Source organism: Frankia sp. CcI49 (assembly GCF_001983215.1).
In the GTDB taxonomy this organism is placed as follows: Bacteria; Actinomycetota; Actinomycetes; order Frankiales; family Frankiaceae; genus Parafrankia; species Parafrankia irregularis.
Genome location: NZ_MOWP01000057.1, coordinates 1 through 24,592, shown reverse-complemented (window position 1 = coordinate 24,592; position 24,592 = coordinate 1). Strand labels below are relative to the sequence as shown.

Here is a 24,592-nt window from a genome sequence, read left to right as displayed (position 1 = left end):
TTGTACGCCTGGATCATGACGACCGTCAGGGGGTCCTTGAAGTGGTTCAGGTGCCCGGCCGAGAACCCCGCGAAGGTCGGGAAGCACATCGAGGCCAGAATGCCGTTGCGGTCCATGTCCCGCACCCGGTCATGGATGTCGTAAACGGCGGGGCGCATCTCGGCGAAGCCCGCGGGATCCTTGGCCCATTCCTCCGGTGGCCAGGAGACGACGGCGTTCAGGCCGCTGACACCGGTGACCCGACCCTGGTAGATCCACCTGTCCACACCGGACTCGTCGGTCTCGACGTGCGGGGCCTGGTCGGCCAGCCCGGCCGGGACGTGGTTGGTGAACATGTCGGGCGGCTCGACCACGTGGTCGTYGATGCTCACCAGCACCATGTCGTCGACGTTCATGACCCTCCTCGACGAGTGGGATGGCCCGGCGGTCGTGTCCGGCCAGGCTTCTTGGGGGCGCAGGCCTGCTGCGGTCTGCCGTCGGGTGCGCCGGCGGTTCTCACATCTTTCGGAAATCCCAGCTGGTGACCTTTTCCGGGGTCAGCCGCAGCCAGGCGTGCCGTCCGTCGTAGTGCATCTCGTCGCGGCCGGTGTACTTACGGGCGAAGAGCAGCTCGGGCTTTTCGAGCTCGGGATCCGGCGTGCTGCTCCGGGGAGCCTCTCCGACGCTTTCGAGCTTTCCGCGGAGTTCGACTCCGTGCAGCTCGTTGAAGGCATGCCCGCCGTCCACGAGGACGGCCACCCGCGGGTCGCGGGCGATGTCCGTCCAGCGCTGGCTCTTCACGACCGAGTTGAGCCAGAGCGCGGCGCCGTCCCAGACGAACCACAGCGGAGTCAGATGCGGTCCGCTCGGGCCGGACGTCGCCACCCGGCAGGTCCGCTCCTCGGCGAGGAAGGCATCGATCTCAGCCGGGCTCATGGCGATCCGGCGGCCCCGACGCTGCTCTTTCATCGTCTTCTGTCCCTCGTGAATGTCGAAGATCTGCTGGGCGGTGGGCCTGCGCAGCCGGCCTGGGGCTTCGGCCAGCTCATCGGCCGAGAAGGAATTTCACGACGGGCGTGGCCGGGGGAAAGGACTCGGCGATACCGGCGCTGAAGTAGCCCGAGTCGGCGGTGAGGGTGATGCCGTTGACGGCCGAGGCGGCGTCACTGCAGAGGAACAGCAGCGGGTAGGCCTGCTCCAGCGGGGTCGCGGGCAGGGAGCCCACCTCGGCGCGGTAGTCGGTGCCGAAGCCGAGCCACCGCTCCTCGTTCGCCCGGGCGAGGGGGGTGTCGGTGGGGCCGGGGCAGATCGCGTTGATCCGCACGCCCTGCTTCAGCAGGGGCATCGCCTGGGACGCGACGTAGGCGCAGACGGCCCGCTTGCTCCACATGTAGTCGGCCTTGCCGTGGTCCACCGCCCACTTCGTGGCCTCGTCGAAGTCGGTGATGGCGAGGTACTCGCGCAGCAGCGGCAGGTCCGACTCCCAGCCCAGACCGGCGGCGGAGGAGATGAAGCCGATGGCGGAGCCGCGGGGCAGCAGCCCGCCGGCGAGAAGGCGGTCGATGAGGTAGCGGTGGCCGATGAAGTTGATGCGTTCGATGCCGGGGGTTCCGTCGGCGACGCCGGCGGCGAGCAGCAGGGCGTGGACGGGGCCGCCGAGCTGGTCGACGGCGGTGTCGATGGAGGCGGCGTCGGCGAGATTGACGTGGATGGCCCTGGCGCCCGGAAGCGTGACCTCGGCGTAGTCGGCGACGAGCACCTCGGCGCCGGCACTCAGCGCGAGTTCGGCGGCGGCGGCGCCCATGCCGGTGGCACCGCCGACCACCAGGACCCGCTTCCCGTCGAAGCGGAAGGCGTCGAACAGCGTCATGTCAGTGTCTCCAGGCTCTTCGTCGAGGTGCGTGTCACGCGACCACGCCGCGGATCTTCAGGTCGAGGACGGCATCCTGATCGAGACCGAGCTCGGCGAGGATCTCGTCGCCGTGCTCGTTGAACAGCGGCGCGCGTCCCGCCGGCGCGGGCTGGTTGCCGTACTGGACAGGGGCGGCGGCGAGGCGGAACGGGATGCCGGTCGCGGTGGTGCACTCCTGGACGTAACCGTTGGCGACGGCCTGCGGGTCCGAGGCGGCCTCCAGGGTGTCCTGGACGACGCTCCACTGGCCGACGAAGCCCGCCAGCCGCTCGCGCCACTCGGCCAGCGGGTGCGCCGCGAAGGTGCTCTCGAGGATCGCGATGGCCGCCCTGCTGTTCGCCATCAGGGCGGCGTGGTCGGCGAACCGGGGGTCGGTCGCGAGATCGGGACGACGGATGACCTCGCACATCGGTGGCCAGTATCGGCCGGCCTGCAGACAGGTGAAGGAAAGCCAGCGGCCGTCCTTGGTCTGGTAGTTGCCGGTGAGCGGGTTGGACCGCGGCGCGTCGGCGGGTGGCGGGGTCCACGGGATGTCGAGCAGCAGGGAGAGGGCGAGGGCCTGGCCCATCGCCCACATGCCGGTCGACATGAGAGAGACGTCGACCTCGGTGGCCTCGCCGGTGCGCTCGCGATGGAACAGCGCGCCCATGATGCCGCCGGCGATGGTCATGGCGCCGATGGAGTCCCCGAAGCCGGGCGCGGGCGGAACCGGGACGTGGCCGTACTCGGGCCGCATGACGCCGACAGCGGCGCCGGCCCGGGACCAGAAGGCCAGCGAGTCGTAGGCGCCTCGGTCGGCTTCGGGGCCGCGTTCGCCCTGGCCGGTGCCCCGGACGTAGATGATGCGCGGGTTGTGGGCGCGGATGTCGTCGACGTCGACGCGCAGCTTGGCCCGCACGCTGGGCAGCTTGTTGGTCAGGAAGACGTCGCAGGTGCCCGCGAGCCGGTAGAGGATCTCGCGGCCGGCCTGGGAGGTGAGGTCGAGGCCCAGGCTGCGCTTGCCGCGGTTGGAGTGCTCCATCAGCACGTGGACGTCCTTGGGCACAACCGCCACGCCGGACGAGGCCAGCGCGCGCATCGCGTCACCGCGCTCGACGTGCTCGATCTTGATCACGTCGGCGCCCCAGTCGGCGAGCAGCGCGGACGCCGCGGGTACGAACGTGTGCTCGGCGACCTCGAGGATCCGCACCCCCTGCATCACCGCGGTCATGTACACGCTCCTGTCTCATCTCCGGTGGCGGCCGCGAGGCACGTCACGGCACGAGACGGTCGACGTGGTAATCGTGGCTGCACACCCACCCCCTATGCGACTAGTGGTCGCTTATCCGTTGGCGAGTATGCGATCGGTGCTCGCATAGTGTCAAGGTGGGCCCGGCGGTCTCGGCAGCGCACCACGTCGGATCGGCGAGCGCAGGCGTATCGGTGGGGTAGGGCCAGCCCCCAGACCGGAACGGAGGCTGGCGGCAATGTGGTTTCCCCGCTGCCACACCAGTCTGGAGCCATGTCGAACACGGACCGCAGCCCAGACCGGCGCACCGTCATCGGCGGCGCTGCCGCGGGCGTGGCCTGGGCGTGCCTGACCCCGGTCTGGGCGTCAGCTCACTCGTCCCACCCACGGGTAGGCCGGTCCCGATGGGAAGAGGCGTGACATCGGCCGCCGGACCCGTGCAGTGCGCGGGTCCGGCGGCCGATGCGGCTTCGGCAGTGGGTTCTCGGCGGACTGGATGGGTCGGTTCAGCCGTGGCAGGTGACGGAGCGGAGCAGCTCCAGGTTCGCGACATCGGCCATCGCCTGATAGCCGGCGAGGTTGGGGTGGAGGTTGTCCACTGAGGCGTAGGCCGACCGAAGAACGGACGGGTTGGCCGGGTCGCGCAGCGCGGCGTCGAAGTCGACGAAACCGTCAGCGAGCGTCTGGGTGCGGATCCAGGTGTTGATCGTCTGGCGGTGCTGCTCGCTGTCGGGTGCGAGAAGAGTGCCGTCGACCAGAGCGTTGGACGCCGGTGTGATGGTTCCCAGCCAGATCTTGAGGCCGGCGGCGTGCGCGCGGTCGATCAGCTGGGTGTATCCGGTGATGAGCTCGTCGGCGGTCGCGCCGCCCAGGCCCAGGTCGTTGATGCCTTCGAGCGCCAGCACACCCGCGGCGCCGGCCAAGGCCTGGGCGTCGACGTCGAAACGTGCGAGGCCGCTCGGACCGGTCTGCAGCGGCTGGCCGTCGGTGAGGAGCTGGTTGCCGCCGATTCCCGCATTGACGACGGAGATCGGAATGCCGCCGGCGTCCAGGCGGCGCTGGAGCCTGTCGGGATACCGTCCGTTCTTGTCCGCCACCGAGGCGTCGGCGGGGATGCTGAGAGCGGTGGCTCCGACGAAGCCGTCGGTGATGGAGTCACCGAACGCGACGACCGCGCTGGTCTGGGCGGGAGCGACCACGTCGACTCCGTTGACGAACAACCAGGCGCCGGTCCGCCCGAGATAGCTCCCACCGGACTCGCGCTGGCTGAGATCGCCGCTCAGGGAAAGCGAGTAGTAGGACGTCGCGTTGGCGTTCCAGTGCTTGGTCGGCGCGATGTAGATTCCGGGAACATAGAGACTGACCGCCAGCGGCTCAAAGGCGGTGAACGTCAGTGCGGCCGGATCGCTCACCACATCCTGGCCGGCGGGAATCGTCACTGAAGTGGAGTTCTGGAAGGTCAGGGGCACGATGTCCCTCGCTGCGGCGCCGTTCGTCTGCACACCGACCGTGACCCGGCCGAAGGTTACCGGAGTCGTGCCGAAGCGGTTCGACAGGTGGATTCGGAGGCTCGATCCGCCGAGGTGCGGAGTCACGATCATCCGGAGCGTCTGGCGGGTCAGGGTCTGCGGAGTCAGGGCGCCGGTGGCGTCCGTGGGCACGATCGAATCCGTGGGGCTCGCGGCCCAGCTCGCGACCCAGTGCGTCCCGGTGCAGCTCGCCGGGGTCGTCGCGGCCGCCGGTGTGGGTGCCGGACCTAAGCCGAGCCCGACTCCGGCTGCCAGGAACGCCGCGGCCGCTCCGAGCGCGCCTGTCCTCTTTCGTTTGCCTGTGAACACGGCAACAATCAACTCCTTCGCCTCAGGGCAAATTGAATGCGCGGCACTTTCCGCAGTCTTTCGCCTGCGTATGCCGCCGGGCAGTTCAGGGATCATAGGGAGGGAATGTGAGACTCGAAAGGGGGTCGAGGTCTCGCTTGCGGATACTCCGTTGAAGCCGCGCCGGCCGCGCGCTGTGGTTCATCGGAATGGCGACGGCCGAATACCTTCGCCGGGGTGACGCACCGCTGAGGTCTGCTCGTCGGGTCCGCTGGTCGGCTCGGGAGCCTGGGAACCCGGGCGCCTGGGAACCTGGGTGCCTGAGTGCCTGGGTGACTGGTCGCGATCCGCGGCGGTCTCGGCCTTCGGGCGGTGCCCGTTGTTCTCCGGCCAGTGCCCCGCCAGCTCGGTGCGGCCTGCGCCACCGCTCCGACGTCCCGTCAGTGGCTATCGTGTCCGTCGAGCAGACGGCGGGATCGGAGCGGTGTGGTGGGAGGTGCCGGGCGTGGCCGAGGCCTCCGGGGTCGGGAACCGGGGCCGGCGTAGCGAACTGCGGGTCGCGCAGCGGGCGTTCACCCGTGCCCGGTTCATCGACGCGGCGGTGGTGGCGTTCGCCGAGCACGGCTACGTCCGCACCACCATCGATGAGATCGTCCAGCGCGCCGGGGCTACCAAGGCGACCTTCTACCTGCACTTCCGCGGCAAGGCCGACATCCTGGTCGAGCTGAACGGGCGTGTGCTGGAGGCCTTCGACGGCATCTATGTCGATCTCGGCGACCTGACCCGGGCTCCCACCTGGGAGGGGATCAGGGCCTGGCTGGCGCGCGCCGTCGAGCGCTGGGAGCGGGTGCGCGACTATGTGGCCCCCCTGTGGGAGGGAGCGGTCGTCGAGCCGGAGATCCGGGCGCTCACCGAAGGCGACTATGACAGGCAGGTCGAGTACCTCGCCGCGGCGCTCGCCGCCGCGCGTGACGATCTGACCCAGGCCGACGCCGAGATCACCGCGGCCATCCTGCTGATGCCGCTGCAGCACTTCTTCAGCAAGTTCATCCACGGTCAGCAGGTCGACATCGACCGCGTGCTCGACGCGCTCGCCTCAGCCTGGCTCGCGATCATCCTCCACGGCGCCCCGCCGCGCTCCCGAGGCTGATCAGCCCGGAGGTGGTGCCCTGTCGCACCACGACGCAAAGGGGCTGGCCTGCGGTCCGGTCGGGCTCTCGACCCGGTGGTGCGCCGCCGGGCCCGCTGGCCACTGCCCCTTCTGATCCGACTGGCTGCCGAGCCTGATCCGACTGCCGAGCCTGATCCGACTGGCTGCCGAGCCTGATCCGGTCGGCCGCCTGGCGAGATCTCCGCACTGCCCCGATGGCGAGCGGGCCGTTCGTGCGTGCCGCCGCCGAGTCGCACGCGGCGGCCGGGTGATCTCCGCCCGCTGGGCGCATCCGACGGAGTGCCCAGGTGCCCAGGCGTCCTGGTGCCCCGTGTCAGGTGTCCTCACTCGTTCTGGAAGACTCGTATGCCATTGACTGGACTCATAGTCCATTTTATGGTCGATAGGTCTTAGCTCTCGGTCGAGGCAGGCAGGGCCCAAGAGGACGTGTGGATCACGTCGGCCCAGCCCCCAGCCCCCAGAGGTGAGGGGCGAAGGGGCGATCCGACCGCAGGAAGCGGCCGGGCCAGGAAGACCGTGACCCGGAACGCAGGGAGCAGATCGATGCGATTCTCGATGATCTTCGAGGCCCAGCTCGCCTCGCCGACGCCCGACCGCGAGCGACAACTGCTGCGGGACTGCGTCGAGCAGGCGGTGGCCGCCGAGGCCGCCGGCTTCGACGGTGTATGGGCTGTGGAGCACCATTCGCTGACCCGTTATTCACACATGAGCGCCCCGGAGATCTTCCTGGCCGCGGTGGCGGCCCGTACCTCCCGCATCCGGATCGGGCACGGCGCCGTCTGCATGCCGTTCAACTTCAACTACCCGACCAGGGTCGCCGAACGGATCGCCATGCTCGACGTGCTCTCGGGCGGCCGGCTCGACGTCGGCGCGGCGCGCGGGGCAACCGCGCAGGAGGCGGCGCTCGCCAACGTCGACCCCGAGCGAACCTACGCCGAGATCGAGGAGGCGCTGCGCATCATCGGCCGGGCCTGGCAGGAGGAGACGTTCGAGTGGCACGGCGCGCTGCTCGACATCGCCGCCCCGGAGGGCAACGAACGGCACACGATCCTGCCCCGCCCGGTCCAACGTCCACACCCGCCGTTGTTCCTGGCCTGCACCAAGCCCGACACGGTCCGCCGTGCGGCTTCCTACGGCGTCGGGGCCCTGATCTTCGGCTTCGCCGGACTCGACAGTGTCCGGCTGCAGAAGCGGATGCACGCCGAGACCGTCGCGACCCGCACCGGCGAGGAGTTCGTCTCGTCGGTCGTGAACGACAGCTTCATCGCCCTGGCACCGACCATCGTGCTCGACGATGCCGCCGAGGCGCGCCGGGTCGGGGCCCGCGGCCAGCGGTTCTTCGGCGAGTCGATCGGGTACTGGGGCGGCCGGCGGCCCACCCCGGCCGGCGACCACACCCACGACGACGACAACATCGCCTACATGCGGCGTCTCGCGGCCGAGATGACCGCCCGCTACGACCGCGGCGAGCTGCCGATGGTGAAGGATCGCTCCCTCGCGGCGGCCAATTTCAACATCGACCACGCCTACGGCGACGCGGAGACGGCCATCGACTACGTGCGCGAGCTCGAGGCGGCCGGTGTGGACGAGGTCATGTGCCTGATCCAGATGGGAACCGTCGAGCAGGAGATCTGTCTGGAGACCATTCGGCAGTGGGGGGAGAACGTGATCCCGCGGTTCCGACCCCCCGGCACCGCCGATCCCTCCGCCCGGCCCGGGATCCGCGCCGCGCAGGAGGCACTGGCCGCCACTGCATCCGCCACAGCATCCGCCTCGGCTCCGGTGGTGTCGGCATGACCGGCGGCACCGAAGCCACCCGCGCGGCTGGTGCGCCCGGCCCGCTCGGTCGGCCCGGTCCGCTCGCCGGAAAGGTCGCCCTGATCACCGGCTCGGCCCGCGGGCAGGGCGAGGTGACGGCGCGTCGGTTCGTGGCGGCCGGCGCCCAGGTGATGATCACTGACATCCTGGCCGCCGAGGGCGCGAAGGTCGCGGCCTCGCTTGGTGACGCCGCCGTCTTCCAGGAACTGGACGTCAGCGACGAGACGGCCTGGGCCGCGGCGGTGGCGGCGCTGCGCGCCTCGTTCGGCCGGCTCGACGTGCTCGTCAACAACGCGGCCATCCACTGGATCCGCCCGCTGCTCGAGGACAACGCGGCCGACCTCGATCGGCTGCTCGCGGTCAACCTGCGCGGCCCCTTCCTCGGGATCCAGGCCTGCGTGCCGCTGATGCTCGAGGGCGATGGCGGCTCCATCATCAACATCGCCTCCATCGCGGGCGTGAAGGCGTTCCGCGGGCACGGCGTCTATGGCGCCGCGAAATGGGGGCTGCGGGGCATGTCCAAGGTCGCGGCCCTGGAACTGGCTCCGCGGATCCGGGTGAACTGCATCCTGCCCGGGGCGATCGACTCACCGATGCTGCCGCCCGGAGCCGCCGAACGGGTCTCCGCGGGCACCCCGATGGGTCGGCTCGGCCGGTCCGACGAGATCGCCGAAGGAGCCCTCTACCTGGCATCCGCCGCGTCGTCCTACACCACCGGCACGGATCTTGTCATCGACGGCGGCTCCACCACCTGACCCTGACCAAGGCTGCGGACCAGGTGCCGGCGGCCGTGGCGCGGCGGTGGACAGGCGAGCACGTTCTCACCGGCCTGTTCCTGACCKAAAAAGATGTTCACGTCGGCCCGGCAGGTCACATTCATTGATCCCTGACAATCACACCGTATATCAAAAGGAACTAAAGCCGCATTTCCAAGCATAGCTCGGGCAATCAGGTGAAGCTGCAGTTGTTCTGCAAACTTCGTTGTCGCCGGGTATCGGAGTTGTTACGCTGAATCCGCGGAGGTTCGCTCGACTTGTTAGCGGCCGACTTCCTGTTCGGGGGATCCGTGTCTTGACACGAGTGGACCGACCTGTCTGGGTCGGCGTCGGGCGAACAGAATTCGCAGTACCCGCTGTTCCAGTTAAAGCGTGACCTGACGGGTCGCGCCGGCAGAAGGGGTAGGCGTATGTCTCTTTATCACACTGAGATCCAGTGGGGCGGCCCGGGGGCGGAATGGCACAAGGATGCCGACCTGCAGATCGTCATCGGCAACCGGAACCAGGTCGTGCCCTCGTCGGGCCGGCCGGAGACCGGGACCCAGGTGACCTGGTCGGGCCCCCAGGGCAACGGCAGCATCACGTTCTTCGACAACGGCGCGTCGTTCCAGGGCGCGGCGCAGTTCCCCGGCGAGGGCCCGGTCGCCTACCGCGGATCGGCGGCGTAGGAACCTTTTCGGTGAACCCTCGGTAACACGAGAAGAATTYCACGGCGACGACCTGGGTATGCAGCTCGCTGCCCTCGGCGTCGTCGTGGGATTCTTCGTCTCCCGAAAGCATTTGGGTTGGTGGTCACGCCCGGCGGGGCCCGTTCCGCTTACCGAGCTCGACCTGGCAGGGGCAAATCMGGATCTCGTGGTACATCACGCAAACTCGACGCCACGCAAGTGGCCCCTGGTGTTCTGAGCTCGCTGGTTCGTTCGTGGACTTGGTATTGCCTGGCCCGCGTGCTGTGCAGATCGAGTCGCGCTGTTGCATCGGCGATGTCCACCTTCGCGTAGCCGCCGATCAGTCATGATCAGAGGACGCGTCGACGCCGTTTCCGTCCACCGGTTCCGGCGTCGGAGTTCGCCGGTCAGCCCCACCAGCAGGTCGACCACGGGTGCTGCCTTCCCGCTTCCCGTCGGCGCCGGTTTCTCCGGCCCGGTGCAGACGCCGCCACCTCACTGCCAGAGTCAGGGTCCTTCGAGGCCGATGACGGTTCCGAACGGGTCGATGATCTGGCAGATCCTCCGTCCTGCTGACACGGTGAGTGGGCCGCGGTGGTGGACGCAGCCCGCGGTGAGGAGACGCCCGCGGGTGGCGTCGAGGTCGGTGACGGCCCAGTAGACGACGGGTGATCCGCCGCGGGGGTTGCGGTCGTCGTCGGCCTCGTGGAAGCCGATCTCTACGCCGGCGACGGTGAGCCAGGCGTAGACCGATTCGCCGTCGATGTCGAGGTGGACGTCGGCGCCGAGTTGTGCGGCCCACCAGCGTGCGGATGTCTCGGGGTAGTCCGCGAACGTCATGACGGTGGTGACGGGACCGAACATCGGGTGGCGCCTCTCCGCGGACGGGTGGCAGGGTCGGCGCAGTGTTGGCAACGCGGCGACCTCGGTCCGGTATCGTGGAGCGGCCGGCCGGCGTGGCGCAATTGGTAGCGCACTCGACTTGTAATCGAGCGGTTAGGGGTTCGAGTCCCCTCGCCGGCTCCAGAGAAATAGGCCCTGACCTGCGGTTTTGCGAAGCCTAAGATCATCTATTCAAAATCGAAACGGGTTTGGGTGCGCATTGGGTGCGCATTCGGCAATTTTGTGCAGGAAACGATCATCGGCGGCGCGTCGTCTCCGGTGTCTGAGCCCGGATCTGCGGCCGTGGCGCCGCTCCGACGGCGGCTACTCTCCGTTACTATATGCGTTTCTGGGGTCTGGGCGGGGTCCGGCGAGAGCGACACGCGCCGGCTGGCGGTGGCCGGTCCACCGTTGTCACCCACAGTTACCGCGGCCGAGGATCGGCCGTCCACGGCGCCGCCAGGACCGATGGCGGTGCCGTGGACATGACCATGATGACGATGCCGACAGCTCGGCGTCGCCACCGGGGATCGCCACTGCGTGGAACGGGGTCCGCCGTGCCCACCGTCAGTGCTCGTGAAGGAGGTCATGGCGGGTGGGTGGTGGCACAGATACGGCGACGTCATCCCGGCATGGCTACCTGCGCATCGGGATCGAGGAGGCGGCCTTCCGTATCTCGGGTTACCAGTCCGACCTCGTTCGGTTTCCGTCAGGCACTGGCCGGTGGCTGGGTCCTACGGTGGTGTGGTGACCGACAGGCAAGAAAGGCGGTGATCGTCTCCAGGCCGGGCTGGTAGCCGTCGGTCTGCCGGTAGGGCAGGACCAGGACCTGAAACGCTGCCCGGCCAGGCTGGCCAGGACCACCCCTGCTTGATCTCGTCGCGGATCACCGCCGGGGGAACCGGAACCCCGCGAACTCCGACGCCGGAACCGATGGACAGGAACGACGTCGACGCATCCGTCGATCATGACTGATCGACGGATGCGGGACAGCGGACTCCGCCGGTGCAACAGCGCCCGGGAAAGTGCCCCCGGCGACCTCAGAGAGCGGGTTGGCCCTTCAGCATTCCGCCCGCGTCGATGCGCAGGTTCAGCCCGGTGATGTACCTCGCGTCGTCGGAGGCGAGGAACAGCACGAGCGCGCTGACGTCCTCCGGCTCGATGTACGGAATGGGCATGGCCTGCAGGACAGGGAGGGCGAGCTCCGCGTCCTGGCGGGTGGGGTTCTCCAGGTCCGGGCGGAACGTCTTGTAGATCCGGTCGTTGTGGATCAGCGGCGTGTTGACGTTGGTCGGGTGGATCGCGTTCAGCCGGACGTTGTGCGGCGCGAGCTGCAGCGCGAGGACCTCGGTGTAGCGGGCGACGGTCTGCTTGGCCCATGAGTAGCCGACGCCGCCGGTGTTGCCGAGCTTCTCCGTGGTGCCCTTCATCATCCCGGCGGTCGAGCCGGTGAGGATGATCGACGCTCCGGCCTTCAGATGCGGCAGGCTGACCGCGACGGTGTTCATCACGCCGATGAGGTCGACGTCGGTGCCGTCGACGAAGCCCCCGCACAGCGTCAGGTCGTCCCAGGGGCAGACGCCGGCGTTGCCGACGACGATGTCGAGCCGGCCGAAGCGGGCGAGCCCCTCGTCGACCGCCGCACGCAGCTGCGCGCGCTCCCGCACGTCGGCCTTCACCGCGACGATGCCACGGCCGAGCGCCTCGACCTCCTTGGCGGTGTGAGCGAGGTCCTCCGGTGTGGCCAGCGGATACGGGACGCTCTCGATCTGCTCGCACAGATCGATCGCGATGATGTCCGCACCCTCCTGGGCCAGCCGCAGCGCGTGGCTGCGTCCCTGTCCGCGGCCGGCGCCGGTGACGAACGCGACCTTGCCGTCAAGCTTTCCCATGCCAGATCCCTTCTCGGTGATGGGCGCAGGTAGCGGCCACGACGATGTGCGCGAGTCGTCCCGTGGTCATGTTGCGGGCCCGTGGACGTCCTCGACGGTCAGGCCGAGGCGGCAACGATGCATGACGGATAATATATCCAAAGCAGTGTTTCAGTGCCTTCGCCCGCGAGATCGAGGGCGTTCTCTCGACCCACCCGGCGGTCGCCGCCGCGGCGGTCGTCGGCGGCCCCGACGAGAAGTGGGGCGAAACCCGACGGGTGCGGAATCCGCCGCAGCCGCGGGCCCGACCAGCTCACATCACACCCACACGGTGCGTCGTGTTGCTTGGCCTGGTGGACTACTCATTTCCGCCGGATCCACCCCGCGAAGGCCCGGCCGGGCAGGGGGAACCGCGACGCGCGGGACGTCAGGAGGTCCCGGGCCCGCCCCGCACCCTGATCGTCGCGGACAAGTTCCCGCCGGCCGTGGGCGGCATCGAGACCTTTGCCCGGCACCTGGCCGCGGCCCTGCCCCCGGACCGGGTGGTGGTCGTCGCGCCGCCGCGCGCGGACGCCGCCCACCACGACGCGGCGGCCCCGTTCGAGGTCGTCCGCGACCGCGCGGCTGCGGTGACAACCACCGGCAGCGGTGCGGCGCGCACGGATCGCCGCCACGACAGGCGCGACCACGGTCTGGTTCCCGGCCGCGACGCCCCGGTCACTGGTCGCTCCCGTCCTGCGACGAGCCGGCGTCGACTGGGTGGTGTCCTCCACCCATGGACACGAGTTCGGCTGGTCCTGGCCGCCGGGGGGACGGTCGATCGTGCGCGCCGTAGCCAGGCGGGCCGATGTCGTCACCTACCTCACCGAGGTCAGTCTGCGTCGTCTGCGGGCGGTCGCCGCCGGTCCGGTCCGTTTCGAACAGCTGACCGGCGGCGTCGACGTCGACCGCTTCCGCCCCGGGGCCGGCGGCGCCTGCCTGCGCCGCCACCACGGGTGGGGCGGGCGGCCGATCGTCGTCTGCGTCGCCCGGCTGGTCACCCGCAAGGGCCAGGACGCACTGATTCGCGCGTGGCCCGCCGTGCTGCGACGCCATCCCGGCGCGCTGCTGCTCATCGTCGGCCACGGACCGGCGGCCCACCGGCTGCGGCACCTGGCGCACGAGGTCGACGTCTGCGCGGACGTCTGTTTCACCGGCGCCGTTCCCGACGAGGCTCTGCCCGCCTACCTCGACGCGGCGGACGTCTTCGCGATGCCGTCCCGAGCCCACGCCCTGGGCCTCGACCGCGAGGGCCTCGGCGTGGCCGCGCTGGAGGCCGCGGCCACCGGCCTCCCCGTGATCACCGGGGCCGCGGGGGGAGCACCCGCGGTGGTCCGCCCCGGCGAGACCGGCCTGGTCGTCGACGGCTCGGACGTCGCCGCCGTCGCCACCGCGGTGAACACCCTGATCGATGACGTCCTCTCCACGCACCCGGCGGTCGCCGCGGCGGCGGTCATCGGCGTCCCCGACGACAAGTGGGGCGAAGCCGTCCGGGCGGTGGTCGTGCTGCGGCCCGGTCAGTCCGTGCCGGCGGAGGAGCTCGCCGCTCTGGTGAAGGAACGCAAGGGCTCACACCATGCGCCGAAGGGCGTGGATTTCGTCGACGCGCTCCCACTCACCGCCGTGGGAAAGCCGGACAAGAAGGTGCTCCGCTCGCGCTACTGGTCCACCGCGGACCGCGGGGTCGGCTGAGGCCGCAGGCTGTTGCCGTCGTCGTAGACAACACCGTTTGGCCTCCGCAGCTGGCTCGCGGCCCTGACCACGACGAACCAAGCCGTTCGGTGCGGAAAACGGCAACCTCGGCCAACGCTCCCGGCGGACGCACGTACGCGGCGAAAGATCATCGAGGCTCTCCAGCCACTGCGGCATCGGCAGGCCGACCAGCCTGCCATCAGAACAGTTGACAACGCAGGAGCGTCAGACCCAGGTCGTTTCAGGGCCACCAGCGTTGGACCCTCAGCCACCACGGGACGGTCTCGGCGGCAAGCACATCGCCCTCCTCGCTGCAGGCAAGTGCAGCCAGAAGGACATCAATCACGGTGCCCCGCCCGTCCACGGAGGCCGATATCAGCGCCTCGGCCAGAACCGGTCCCCTCTGCACGGGGAGCAGGTGCCGCGTCAGCTCCGCCAATGCCTCCGCGCGGTAGTAGGGCTGGTCGATGCCGGTGGCTGCCTCCAAGGCGCGGGCGAGCACCGGCTGTCGGTCATCGACCGGCAGATGGGGCACCAACTCCAACAACGCCTGTACCCGGTCGAACGGCACTTCCAGCGAGTTGGCGACCGTCACCGCTTGGCGAAGCAGCTCGGCGGGAAGGTAGGGTGCCAGCCCAGCCAGGGCACGGGTCAGCTCACCGTCGTAGCCGCTGCTCATGGCCCCGGCGGCGCTCAGCGCCTGGCCGAGCATCCGAGCCGGTAGGTATGGCGCCAGGCTGGCCAGCACGTCGGGCCGGTCGCCCGGCCAGTCGGGACTCACCGGAGTGGTCAGCACCGCGGTCAGGACAGGGCCCTGATGGTCGCTGGGCAGGTGAGGGGCGATTCTGGCCAACGTCCTCGCCCGGCGGTTGTCGTCAACGATGGCGCTGGCCGCGGTCACGATTTCAGCGAGGCGATCCGCCGGCAGGCGGGACGCCAGACCGGAGAGCACTTCGACCTGGTCTTCCGCGTTTTCGATAGCCGCGGCGGTGGCAATCGCCCAGTCGAGCGCAGGCATGGGTAGATGTCCCGCCAATCCGGCGACCAGCCGCGCTTGTTCGTGTCGGCTGTCGGCAGTGAACGCGGCGGTCAACGCCCGGGCGACAACCGCCTCCCGCTCCTCGACAGGCAGGTGTGGCAACAGCCGAGTCAGTGCTTCCGCCCGCTCGGACGACTTGCTCACACCAAGCGCGGCAGTGAGCGCCCGGGCGACAACCGCCTCCCGTTCCCCGGCCGGCAGGTGTGGCAACAGCCGAGTCAGTGCTTCCGCCCGCTCGGACGACTTGCTCACACCAAGCGCGGCAGTGAGCGCCCGGGCGACAACCGCCTCCCGCTCCCCGGCCGGCAGGTGTGGCAACAGCCGAGTCAACAGCTCCGCCCGCTTGAACGGCATGTCGATGCCACGAGCAGCTGTCAGCGCCTGAATGAGCAAATCGGCGTCCAGACCGGGTGCCAGGCCGGACAGAGCGCGCGCCCGATCGTACGTCTTGTCCATGGTGGCAGCGATGGCCAATGCCTGGGCGAGCAGGTCCCCGGACAGATAGGGCGCAAGACGCTCCAGCACTCCCGCCGGTCCGTACGGCGGATCGATCGTCGTGGCGGTTGCCAGCGCTTCTGCAAGCAGACGGACCGGCAGGTAGGGCGCCAGGCCGACAAGTGCCTCCGCACGGGCGCCTGAGTCACCAAGAGCCACTGCGACGGCAAACGCCCGCGGAAGAAGATCTGCGGGCAGGTGGGGTGCAGCCTGGGTCAGGGCCCGGTTCCGGCTGACCGGCCAGTGTTCCGTGGCGGGGACCGCCAGGGCCTGGATGAGGACCGGCCGTCGCTGGCTGGCGGGCAGGTGGGGCGCTATGATCGCCAACGCCCAAGCCCGCATATCCGGACTATCGAGGGTGGTAGCGGCGGTCAACGCCCGCGCCAGCAAATCGGCGGACAGCCAGGGCGTCAACTCCGACAGAACCCTTACCCGCGTGTACTCCTCGTGGATGGCAAGAACGGCGACGAGCGCTTGGGCGGCGACCGGCTCTCGCTGATCGATCGGCATCTGCGGCACCAGCCTGGACAACACCTCTGCCCTGCGGTCGGGATCGTCCATCGTGGAGACGTCGACGAGCGTCCGCGTGACGACAGCCGCGCGCTCCTCGCCGGGCAGATGCGACACAAGCCTCGACGACACCTCCGCCCGGTAGCCCGGATGGTTGCTCCTGGTCGCCACCGCCAAGGCCTGCATCAGCAGCGCGGCAGGCAGATGCGACACGAGCCCGGACAGCACCTCACCGAATCCGTCCGGAATCAGCACACCTCCCCACGGGTCTTCGAAAGCCGTGGCTTCCCACGGGTCCTCGACGATCAGAACGGTCTTCAACGCCTCCTCGAGCAACTCAGTCGGCAGGTGTGGCGCCAGCGCGCGCAGAACCTTCGCACGGACGTCCGGCCAGGGGATGGCCTTCGTCGACGCATAGGCCTGCGCCAGGACAGGCCCACGCTGATCAGCGGGCAGGTATGGCGCCAGTTCCGCCAACGAGGCCGCCCGGGTATCCGGGGCTGGGATGGCACGGGCGGTGGTCAGCGCCTGCGCGCTGACCACGTCTCGCTGGTCGACGGGCAGGTACGGCAGCAACCCGGTCAACGCCCGCGCCCGGGAGTCCGCGTTCGGCGCGGATTGGGCATAGGCAAGCGCACGCGACGGCGGCCAGAGCCCGGTGTCGACGAGGCGGACGAGCAGGTTCGGAGGGATGTTAGCGGCGAGGCTGGTGATCGAACCGAGAATGAGCGAATACCCGATCTGCCGAGCCAGCCCGCTCGTATCGTCCGTGCTTTCCCTGGCTCGTGCCTCCCTCGACGCGGCACGGACGTCTGCGAGGTAGGCGCCCGTGGTGCCCTGATTCTCGTGGGCCACGTACCAGACGCTTTCGGCGTCGGCGCCGGGTGTCACGCGTTCCGCGGTGAGGACCTCGTCGACCGTCACCGGCATTCGCGCGGCGAGCAGGTGAGAGACCAGCTCCGACAGGCCGTAGCGATCCACGGCATCTCGCGTTGCGTGGCCCTGGAGACCGGGCAGAGCGGCGTCAAGCCCTCCCCAGCGGGACAGCAGACAATGGGCGAGCAGGCCGTGTAACTGCTCGTGCCGGCCAGGCGGCAGCGTCTCGCGGGCATAGTCGATCAGCAGATCGTGCAGCATGAACGTGTCGCTGACCGGGTCGATCTGGACGAGGCTGCGGCGGCCGAGCATGCTCAGCAGGTCCTCGGCATCGAGCGCGTCGAGGCCGCCCGTGGCCTGCCACAGCAACACGGACACCTCCACGGGCACCGGGCCGTGCCCCTCGAACACAGCCAGCTCACGGAACCGGTCGGCCTCCCGCGCCCCGAGCGCCGCGACGGAGGCCTCGAGTGCGGCAAGCAGGCCCTGGGTGTAGTCGGAGAAGCGGCCATCGAACCAGGCCAGGTCCGCGCGGCTCAGCCGGGCGGCGGCCGTCGCCCATCTCCGACCCTCGCCGACCATGCCGCCCAGCAGCACGAGCGCCAGGACCAGGCCGCCGCACCGCCGGATAATCTCCGTGGCCTCGCCGGGCAGCTCCGCGACGTCGCAGCCGGCGTAGCGTGCCAGCAGCCGGCGGGCCATCGCGTCGTCGACCTGCCCAAGCCGGTAGGAGACGCTGTCCGCGAACAGGGTGTCCCGGTCGCGGGTGGTCGCCAGCAGGCGGCTTCCAGGTGGCACCGGGAAGGCCGGCAGCACCTCGCGGTCCCAGACGTTGTCGAGCACGATCAGGCACACGCCCCCCGCCAGCAGGTCCCGCAGCCGCTCCGTCCCCACACGCACGTCGGAGACCGGCTCCGGGGAGCCGAACGCGGTGAGAACCTGGGTCTGCAGCGCGGCGAGGTCCGGACGCGGGTTGACCTCAACCCAAACGATCCCGTCCGGGAACGCCTCCCGGACCGCGTTGTCCTGGACCAGCGCCCTGGCCAACGTCGATTTCCCGGCACCCCCCATCGCGACGACGCCCACGACCGGACCCGTGTGGGCGTCCACCAGGAGCGCGCGAAGCGCGTCGACATCGTCGTCGCGCGCCACGAAGCGGGCCGGAAGTACAGGCAGTACCGCCCTCGACGGCCGCGACCGCGGAGGACGTAGACCGGCCACGCCAGGGAACGCGGCTCGCCGCGAGGCGCCCTGCCAACCTGGAAACGCCGGCCGCTGCGACGGCTTGGCCCGACCAGTCAAGCCGGCGGCCGACCGGGCCGCGTCCAAGACCACGGCACGGGCGTCGGCCTCCGCGAGCCCGAACAGGTCACCGGAGACCACCTGCGCCAGCAGACCGGGCCGCGGACAGTCCTCGGTCCGCAGGACCAGCAGCGCCCGGTCCCGGGCATCCTGGTCTCTGCGCCAGGCGGCCTGCCACTCGGCCGCGCAGTTTGCCGACTTCGCATAGCCCTCGGACAGGAGCGCGACCGTTCGCCGGGCACGCGACACCCCATCGTCCATCCCACGCACCCAGTTGGAGCCCACGCCGAAGTCCCACGCCTGCAAAAGGACCCGGAATTCGTCCTCCTCCAGCACCCAGGCGACCCACTCGGCCCACCCTCGATCAGACTGCGTGTACGAGACGAAGAAGTCCCAGCCGTCCGCTCCCACGTCACTGCTCACCCAGCAAGCTTCCACCGGCGGGCACCATCACCCGACTCAGGGTCGGGTTTGCGGGAGTGCCCGACCGCTGGTGGATCGGCCATACCGGTCGCACGGCCTCGTCTCCAGACCTGTTGCCATGAAACGATCAGTCAGTGATCTACAAAACGCACTACCTCCGCAGGTCAAATGGCTAGGTAGACCGTCGGGCGCTACCGCTACCGCTTCCGCCGTGCCGATCCGCCCCCGGCCCCTCCCCCAGCTCCGGCTCCGCCCCCGCCCCCGGCTCCGGCTGGCCGCGGTCGCGCGCCCGGCCGCAGGATGCGGGCCATCATCGCGGGCCGGAGCAGGATGTCCGGCGTGTCCACGAGGTTCGCCAGGCGCATGAACGCCAGCGCCACCGCCGAGTCCCGGCTGGCCGCCACGTGCGCCCGGCGCACGTAGGCGTTGATCAGGCGGGTCCGTGCCGTCCGGTTGCCTTCCACCCCGGGGTGGCTCAGGTCCGCGTTCCCGGACATCGCCCACACGAGGTCGATGGCCGGTGTGACCCGCGTGTAGAAGCGTCGGGGCAGGTCCGGCTCGTCCGAGCGCAGGCAGTCCCGCAGTGCCTCGACCTGTTGCGCCGCCACCGACATTCCCTGCGCGTACAGCGGGTTGAAGCTGCAGACGGCGTCCCCGATGGAGAGGAAGCCCTCGGGGGGCGCGTCGACACGCTCGTAACGCCGGCGCAGTGAGCCTCGGTAGCGATGCGGCACCACGTCGTCGAGCGGCTCGGCCTGGGTGATAATGCCGTGGATGTCCGGAGCGGCCAGCGTGGCGGCGAAGGCCTCGAACTCGCCGGGGTCGGTCGGCGGGTGATCGCCGAGCATGCCCGAGAGGCTCACGTGCCAGCGGCCGCCCTCGATGAGGCAGGCGACCCCGCCCCGGTTCCGCCCCGGCACCGTGGAAATGATCACTCCCACGTCTCCGTCCAGGTGCTCCGGGCGGTGCCGGTAGGTACGTGACGCGTACCCGACGTTCACCTCGTTGCGTTCCTCGGGCGGGGCCTCGAAGCCGAGCTGAGTGAGCCACTCGGGCGCGCGGGAGCCGCGGCCGGTCGCATCGACGACGAGATCCGCCGTGATCGTCACGGCGCGCTCGGCCGGAGCCGCGATGCCCGCGGGCGCGGCCGGAGCCCCCGGCCCCGGCACCGGCCCTGACCCCGGCCCCGCCGCGAGAGCCGCCACCGATGCCGTCGCCGGCGCCGGCGCTGCCGCTGCTCGGTCGTCCGTCGGCCCGCCGCTCGCAGCCAGGTCCGCGGCGGCGAGGAGGTCCTCGATCGGGACGCCGGAGGAGACGACGCGCACCCCGGTGACCCGCCCGGAGCCGGCCACGACGAGGCCGACCGCGCCGACCCGCTCCACGACCCGGACACCCGGCAGCGCCGCTGTCCTCGCCCGAAGCACGCTTTCGAGCAGGGGCCGGCTGGGTAGGAGCGCGATCATGCCGGTAGCGGTGGGCCGGGCGCGCAGGCCGCTCAGGTACCAGCGGGTCGTGGCGAGGAGCTCGGTCTGCGGTGCGCCGCGCTCGACGAGCTCCGCCGTCATCCCCGGGTAGAGCGTCTCCATGATCTGGCGTCCGCGTTCCATCAGGCCGTGCAGATGGCGGCCCTGCGCGGCCCCGCGGCGATGCTCACCGGCAGGCAGGACGTCCCGTTCCAGGATGGTCACCCGCCGGTAGCTGTCGGCGAGGACGCGGGCGGTCATCATGCCCGCGATTCCCGCGCCCAGCACGATCGCGTGCTCCCGGCCGGGCGGCGGGCCCGTGGCGTCGCGGCCACCGTCGTCGTGGTTGTCGGTCACAGCGCCTCCCGGCCTGTCGGCATGAGGGATGTACACGGGGGGGTCGGATCGGGTCAGCTGACTGGCCGGTGGCCGTGCTTCGCACCGTCCGGGACGAGCTCCAGCAGCAACGAGGCGAGGGCGCTCTCGTGGTCGGTGAGGTAGAAGTGGCCGCCCGCGAACGAGCGGCTGGTGAACCCGCCGGTGGTGAACGAGCGCCAGCCGTCCATGGCGGCGAGGTCGGCGACCTGGTCGCTGTCGCCGCAGACGGCAGTCACCGGGCAACGCAGCTCCCGCTCCCGGAGATGGGCGTACGTGGCCACCGCCACGTAGTCCGCCCGGGTCGTCGTCAGCAGCGCGGCGCGGAAGTCGTCGTCCGCCAGCAGCGCGGGCGATGTCGCGCCGAGGCGCAGCATGTCCGCCAGCAGCTCCTCGTCGGAGAACTCGGTCGGGAGGGTGCGAGTGGTCCTGGGCGGAGGGTTGCGGGCCGAGACCACGAGGTGGGTCACGGCAACGTCGCGCTCCTCCAGCTGGTGCGCGGCCTCGAAGGCGACGGTGGCGCCCATGCTGTGCCCGAAGAGCACCAGTGGTCCCGCGCCGTCCGCCGCCCGGTCGGCGAGGATCCGGGCGACCACCTCGTCGGCGAGCTGGGCGACCGACGTCGCCGTCGGCTCGCGGAACCGCTCGTACCGGCCGGGGTACTGCACGACGACGGCGCCCCGCACATCGGCCAGCCGCGTCGCGAGGCCGCTGAAGAAGGCCGCGGATCCACCGGCGTGCGGCAGGATGTAGACGCCGCCCGGCACGGCGGGCCCGGATCGCGACCGGTTCGAGGCCCCGCTCTCGGGCGCCTGGCGGTCACTGTCCTCGGATGGACCGAACTCCGCGTTCAGCGCTCCCGCGAGTTCCGCCGGGGTGGGGTGGTCGAACACCACGGTGGCGGGAAGCCGCAGGCCGGTCACGCTCATCAGCCGGTTGCGCAGCTCGACGGCGGTGAGGGAGTCGAAGCCCAGGTCACGGAAGCCGTCGCCGGGCGGCACCGAAGCCGCGTCGGCGTGCCCGAGGACGACCGCCGTGTGGGCGCGGACCAGGTCCAGCAACGCGGACGCGCGCTCGTGCGGCGCCAGCCCCTCGAGGTCGACACGCGTGTTCCCGGCCGCGGCGGCAGCCCCCGGTGCCGCCCGCGACCCGACGTCCGGTCTCGTCGCGCCGTCGGCGACCGCCCGCAGGACGGGTGGCAGCAGACCGGCCGCGGCCTGCTCGCGCAGCGCCGCCGGATTGAACCGGGCGGGGACGGCGACCGGCAGTCCGGCGCCCACGGCCGCGTCGAAGAGCGCCAGGCCGGTCGCCGGGTCCAGCGGCACGACTCCGCCGCGGCTGATGCGGGTCCGGTCACCCGCGCCGAGCTGGCTGGTCAGAGCGCTGTCGAGGGACCACAGTCCCCAGGCGAGCGAGACCGCGGGGAGCCCGAGCGCACGGCGGTGGTGGGCCAGCGCGTCGAGGAACGAGTTCGCCGCCGCGTAGTTGCCCTGCCCCGGGGACCCGATCGTGCCCGCTATCGACGAGAACGACACGAAGGCGGCGAGGTCGGCGTCCCGGGTCAGCTGGTGCAGGTGCCAGGCGGCGTCCGCCTTCGGCCGCAGCACGGCGTCCACGTCCTCGGGGCGCAGCGAGTCGATCGTGCCGTCGCGGACCACACCGGCCGCGTGCACCACCGCGGTCAGCGGATGCCGCGCGGGGATCTCCGCGAGCAGGGCGGCGAGCGCCTGAGGATCGCCGACGTCGCAGGCGACGACGCTGACGCTGACCTCGGCGCCGGCGTCCGCCTGCTCCGCCGACAGTTCCGCCGTGAGTTCCGCGGCGCCCGCGGCGCCCGGGCCGCCGCGGCTCGCCAGGACGAGCCGGCGCACCCCGTGGCCGGTCACGAGGTGCCGGGCGATCAGCCCGCCCAGCGCACCCGTACCGCCGGTGACCAGGACGGTCCCGTCGGGGTTCCACGGAGCCGGGATGGTGAGCACGATCTTGCCGATGTTCCGGGCCTGGCTCAGGTGGCGGAACGCCTCCGGAGCGCGGCCGACGTCCCAGCTCGCGACGGGCAGCGGTGTCAGCGCGCCCCGCTCGAACAGGTCGAGCAGCTCGCCGAACATGCGCTGGATGTGATCGGGCCCGGCCGTGGCGAGCAGGTCGAACGCCTGGTAGGCCACGCCCGGGTGGTCGAGCGCGACCTGCCGCCGATCGCGGATGTCGGTCTTGCCCATCTCGACGAACCGGCCGCCGCCGGGCGACAGCAGCCGCAGCGAGGCCTCGAGGAAGTCGCCGGTCAGCGAGTTCAGCACGACGTCCAGGCCGGCGCCGCCGGTGGCCGCGCGGAAGCGCTCCTCGAACTCGAGGGTGCGCGACGAGGCGAGGTGGTCGTCGGCCAGCCCCTGCCGGCGCAGCGCCGCCCACTTGCCGGGGCTCGCGGTCCCGAAGACCTCGACGCCCCAGTGCCGCGCCAGCTGGAGCGCGGCCATCCCGACGCCGCCGGCCGCCGCGTGCACCAGCAGGCGTTCCCCGGGACGGATCCGGGCCAGGTCGGCGAGGGCGTAGTAGGCGGTGAGGAACACGATCGGCACGGACGCGGCCTGCGCGAAGGACCAGCCGGGCGGGACGGGCGCCACCAGGCGGGCGTCCGTGACGGCCAGCGGCCCCATGCTCCCGGAGATCAGGCCCATGACCCGGTCGCCGGGGGCCACGCTCTCGACGCCGGGGCCGGTCTCGAGCACGATGCCCGCGCCCTCGCAGCCGATCAGCTCGTCGGCGCCGACCATGCCCAGCGCGAGGACGACATCACGGAAGTTCAGGCCCGCCGCCCGCATCGCGATCCGGACCTCGCCTGGCCCGAGTGGGCGGTGCGCCTCAGGGCAGGGAACCAGGGCGAGGTTCGCCAGGGTGCCGCGGGCGGTGACGTCGACGCGCCACGCGCTGTGCTCCGCCGGTGGGGTGAGCACCGGGGTGGGCCGGGTCAACCGGGCGGTGTAGGCCACGCCGGCCCGCACGGCGACGGCGCTCTCCCCCTCGGCGGACCGGACGGCGGGCAGGACCGCGGCCAGCAGCGCCGGGCTGGCGACATCCTCGTCAACCTCCACCGGCACGTCGACGTCCACCAGGAGAAGCCGGCCCGGGTTCTCCGACTGCGCGGAGCGCACCAGCCCCCAGACGGCGGCCGCGGGCAGGTCCGCCACCTCGTCGCCCGGGAGGACGGCGACAGCGTGCCGGGTCAGCACCACCACCCTGCTGGCGGCGGGCGCAGGTTCGGCGAGAACGTCCCGCAGCCAGGCCAGCATCGCTCTGACCGACGTGTGCACCTGCTCGGGCAGGCCATCGGATGTCGCCGGGTGCCCGGGTGTGCCCGGGGCGCCCGGCGGCGGCGTGATGACGGGGATGACGACCACGTCCGGCGCGGGGCCGTCGGTGGCCAGCGACCGGCGCGACTCGTGCGGGTCGGCGAGGACCCGGACGACGGTCCCGGGCTGGTCGGAGGCAGGGGGCGGCAGCGGGATCCAGTCGAGGACGTGAAGATGGTCCTCCTCGGGCCCCCGCGCGGAGAGCTGGCCGGAGTCGAGGCGGCGCAGCGCGAGTGACGCGACGGACGCGACCGGCCTGCCAGCGGCGTCCGCCACGGCGAGCGAGAAGGCGTCCGCGCCGGTCGGGGTGAGCCGGACTCGCAGCGGGCCCGCGCCCGCGGCGGCCGTGCCGTGGGCGCTCACCCCCTGCCACATGAACGGAAGATGAACCCCTTCGTCATCTTCAGGAACGGGTGCGTTCAGATCAGGCACATGTTCGTTCAGGACGAGCGCGTGAAGTGCGGCGTCGAGCTGCGCGGGGTGCACGACATGCCCGACGAAATCCGGGCCGGTCGGAGGCTCCGCCGTGGCATCGGGCCGCTGGACTTCGGCGTAGAGGTCGCCGCCGTGCCGCCATGCGGCGCGCAGCAGCCGGAACGCCGGGCCGTACTCCAGGCCACTCTCCGCCAGCCTCGGGTAGAGACCGTCCAGGTCCAACGGTTCGGCGTCCCGCGGCGGCCACATCACGCCGCTTGCCGGGACCGCCTCCCCCGACACCGCTGCCACGAGTTCGCCGCTGGCGTGCATCACCCACTCACCGGCATCGCCGTCCGCCGACTCGGGCGCCCGGCTGTGAACCGCCACGGACCGTCGGCCGGACCCGTCCACCGCCCCCACCAGCACCTGTATCTCCACCGCCGCGTCAACCGGCACGGTCAACGGCCGTACCAACACCAGCTCACCGATCCC

15 protein-coding genes, 1 tRNA gene and 2 pseudogenes are annotated in these 24,592 nt (G+C 70.9%); 7 read left to right on the top strand and 11 right to left on the bottom strand.

What is annotated here, in order from left to right:
• The 5 genes and pseudogenes from CcI49_RS38860 to CcI49_RS38835 all read right to left on the bottom strand — a co-directional run.
• A pseudogene (locus tag CcI49_RS38860) lies at nucleotides 1-395 on the bottom strand (amidohydrolase); the annotation flags it as partial.
• A gap of 100 nt (nucleotides 396-495) precedes the next feature.
• The gene (locus CcI49_RS38855) at nucleotides 496-948 is read right to left on the bottom strand and encodes a pyridoxamine 5'-phosphate oxidase family protein (protein ID WP_054569087.1); all 453 of its coding nucleotides are present in this window, start codon (nucleotides 946-948) and stop codon (nucleotides 496-498) included.
• Between the two features lie 76 nt (nucleotides 949-1,024).
• Complete coding sequence (locus CcI49_RS38850) at nucleotides 1,025-1,849, bottom strand: SDR family oxidoreductase (RefSeq protein WP_076834721.1); 825 nt, start codon at nucleotides 1,847-1,849, stop codon at nucleotides 1,025-1,027.
• Nucleotides 1,850-1,883: 34 nt separating this feature from the next.
• Nucleotides 1,884-3,101, bottom strand: coding sequence for a CoA transferase (locus CcI49_RS38845; protein WP_076834719.1), 1,218 nt, complete (start codon nucleotides 3,099-3,101; stop codon nucleotides 1,884-1,886).
• A 524-nt stretch (nucleotides 3,102-3,625) separates the two neighbouring features.
• Entirely contained in the window at nucleotides 3,626-5,053 is a 1,428-nt protein-coding gene (locus tag CcI49_RS38835) for a GDSL-type esterase/lipase family protein (protein WP_083749985.1), read from the bottom strand.
• Nucleotides 5,054-5,441: 388 nt separating this feature from the next.
• On the opposite strand from CcI49_RS38835, the gene CcI49_RS38830 reads away from it, so the two are divergent.
• The 4 genes from CcI49_RS38830 (at nucleotide 5,442) to CcI49_RS38815 (ending at nucleotide 9,369) form a co-directional block, all read left to right on the top strand.
• Nucleotides 5,442-6,086 (top strand): TetR/AcrR family transcriptional regulator, encoded by a 645-nt coding sequence (locus tag CcI49_RS38830; protein ID WP_235498213.1) that lies wholly within the window; start codon nucleotides 5,442-5,444, stop codon nucleotides 6,084-6,086.
• A 564-nt stretch (nucleotides 6,087-6,650) separates the two neighbouring features.
• On the top strand, nucleotides 6,651-7,904 hold the full coding sequence (locus CcI49_RS38825; protein WP_076834715.1) for an LLM class flavin-dependent oxidoreductase: 1,254 nt from the start codon (nucleotides 6,651-6,653) through the stop codon (nucleotides 7,902-7,904).
• A complete protein-coding gene (locus tag CcI49_RS38820; protein ID WP_076834712.1) occupies nucleotides 7,901-8,680 on the top strand; it encodes a glucose 1-dehydrogenase in 780 nt (259 codons plus the stop codon). Before CcI49_RS38825 ends, CcI49_RS38820 begins: the two co-directional genes overlap by 4 nt.
• A 431-nt stretch (nucleotides 8,681-9,111) precedes the next feature.
• Nucleotides 9,112-9,369: a hypothetical protein gene (locus CcI49_RS38815; protein ID WP_006544017.1), complete on the top strand. Its 258-nt coding sequence runs from the start codon at nucleotides 9,112-9,114 to the stop codon at nucleotides 9,367-9,369.
• Nucleotides 9,370-9,876: 507 nt separating this feature from the next.
• Here the strand turns inward: CcI49_RS38815 and CcI49_RS38810 are convergent.
• Entirely contained in the window at nucleotides 9,877-10,233 is a 357-nt protein-coding gene (locus CcI49_RS38810) for a VOC family protein (RefSeq protein WP_076834710.1), read from the bottom strand.
• 86 nt (nucleotides 10,234-10,319) lie between these two features.
• On the opposite strand from CcI49_RS38810, the gene CcI49_RS38805 reads away from it, so the two are divergent.
• Nucleotides 10,320-10,395: transfer RNA gene (locus CcI49_RS38805), tRNA-Thr, on the top strand.
• 896 nt (nucleotides 10,396-11,291) lie between these two features.
• On the opposite strand, the gene CcI49_RS38800 is transcribed toward CcI49_RS38805, so the two are convergent.
• On the bottom strand, nucleotides 11,292-12,143 hold the full coding sequence (locus CcI49_RS38800; RefSeq protein ID WP_076834708.1) for a mycofactocin-coupled SDR family oxidoreductase: 852 nt from the start codon (nucleotides 12,141-12,143) through the stop codon (nucleotides 11,292-11,294).
• Between the two features lie 128 nt (nucleotides 12,144-12,271).
• Between CcI49_RS38800 and CcI49_RS38795 the strand changes: the two are divergent.
• Nucleotides 12,272-12,382: pseudogene (locus CcI49_RS38795) on the top strand (hypothetical protein); the annotation flags it as partial.
• Between the two features lie 102 nt (nucleotides 12,383-12,484).
• Here CcI49_RS38795 and CcI49_RS43995 read toward each other — a convergent pair.
• Nucleotides 12,485-12,895, bottom strand: a complete 411-nt coding sequence (locus CcI49_RS43995; protein WP_158230895.1) for a hypothetical protein — start codon at nucleotides 12,893-12,895, stop codon at nucleotides 12,485-12,487.
• A gap of 49 nt (nucleotides 12,896-12,944) precedes the next feature.
• Between CcI49_RS43995 and CcI49_RS38785 the strand changes: the two genes are divergently transcribed.
• Nucleotides 12,945-13,853 carry a glycosyltransferase gene (locus CcI49_RS38785; protein WP_158230894.1) on the top strand — a complete coding sequence of 303 codons (909 nt, stop codon included), beginning with the start codon at nucleotides 12,945-12,947 and terminating at the stop codon, nucleotides 13,851-13,853.
• 241 nt (nucleotides 13,854-14,094) lie between these two features.
• On the opposite strand, the gene CcI49_RS42400 is transcribed toward CcI49_RS38785, so the two are convergent.
• The 3 genes from CcI49_RS42400 to CcI49_RS38770 all read right to left on the bottom strand — a co-directional run bounded on the left by CcI49_RS42400 (nucleotide 14,095) and on the right by CcI49_RS38770 (nucleotide 24,556).
• A complete protein-coding gene (locus tag CcI49_RS42400) occupies nucleotides 14,095-18,498 on the bottom strand; it encodes a toll/interleukin-1 receptor domain-containing protein (RefSeq protein WP_076834702.1) in 4,404 nt (1,467 codons plus the stop codon).
• 197 nt (nucleotides 18,499-18,695) lie between these two features.
• Nucleotides 18,696-20,318: a hypothetical protein gene (locus tag CcI49_RS38775; protein WP_063793047.1), complete on the bottom strand. Its 1,623-nt coding sequence runs from the start codon at nucleotides 20,316-20,318 to the stop codon at nucleotides 18,696-18,698.
• A gap of 53 nt (nucleotides 20,319-20,371) precedes the next feature.
• Nucleotides 20,372-24,556, bottom strand: coding sequence for an SDR family NAD(P)-dependent oxidoreductase (locus CcI49_RS38770; protein WP_241840545.1), 4,185 nt, complete (start codon nucleotides 24,554-24,556; stop codon nucleotides 20,372-20,374).
• Between the last annotated feature and the right edge of the window lie 36 nt (nucleotides 24,557-24,592).

Excerpts from the sequence above, each read along its gene's own strand:
- CcI49_RS38855 (WP_054569087.1), bottom strand. The coding sequence starts at position 948 with ATGAAAGAGCAGCGTCGGGGCCGCCGGATCGCCATGAGCCCGGCTGAG.
- CcI49_RS38850 (WP_076834721.1), bottom strand. The coding sequence starts at position 1,849 with ATGACGCTGTTCGACGCCTTCCGCTTCGACGGGAAGCGGGTCCTGGTG.
- CcI49_RS38845 (WP_076834719.1), bottom strand. The coding sequence starts at position 3,101 with ATGACCGCGGTGATGCAGGGGGTGCGGATCCTCGAGGTCGCCGAGCAC.
- CcI49_RS38835 (WP_083749985.1), bottom strand. The coding sequence starts at position 5,053 with ATGATCCCTGAACTGCCCGGCGGCATACGCAGGCGAAAGACTGCGGAA.
- CcI49_RS38825 (WP_076834715.1), top strand. The coding sequence starts at position 6,651 with ATGCGATTCTCGATGATCTTCGAGGCCCAGCTCGCCTCGCCGACGCCC.
- CcI49_RS38820 (WP_076834712.1), top strand. The coding sequence starts at position 7,901 with ATGACCGGCGGCACCGAAGCCACCCGCGCGGCTGGTGCGCCCGGCCCG.
- CcI49_RS38815 (WP_006544017.1), top strand. The coding sequence starts at position 9,112 with ATGTCTCTTTATCACACTGAGATCCAGTGGGGCGGCCCGGGGGCGGAA.
- CcI49_RS38810 (WP_076834710.1), bottom strand. The coding sequence starts at position 10,233 with ATGTTCGGTCCCGTCACCACCGTCATGACGTTCGCGGACTACCCCGAG.
- CcI49_RS38800 (WP_076834708.1), bottom strand. The coding sequence starts at position 12,143 with ATGGGAAAGCTTGACGGCAAGGTCGCGTTCGTCACCGGCGCCGGCCGC.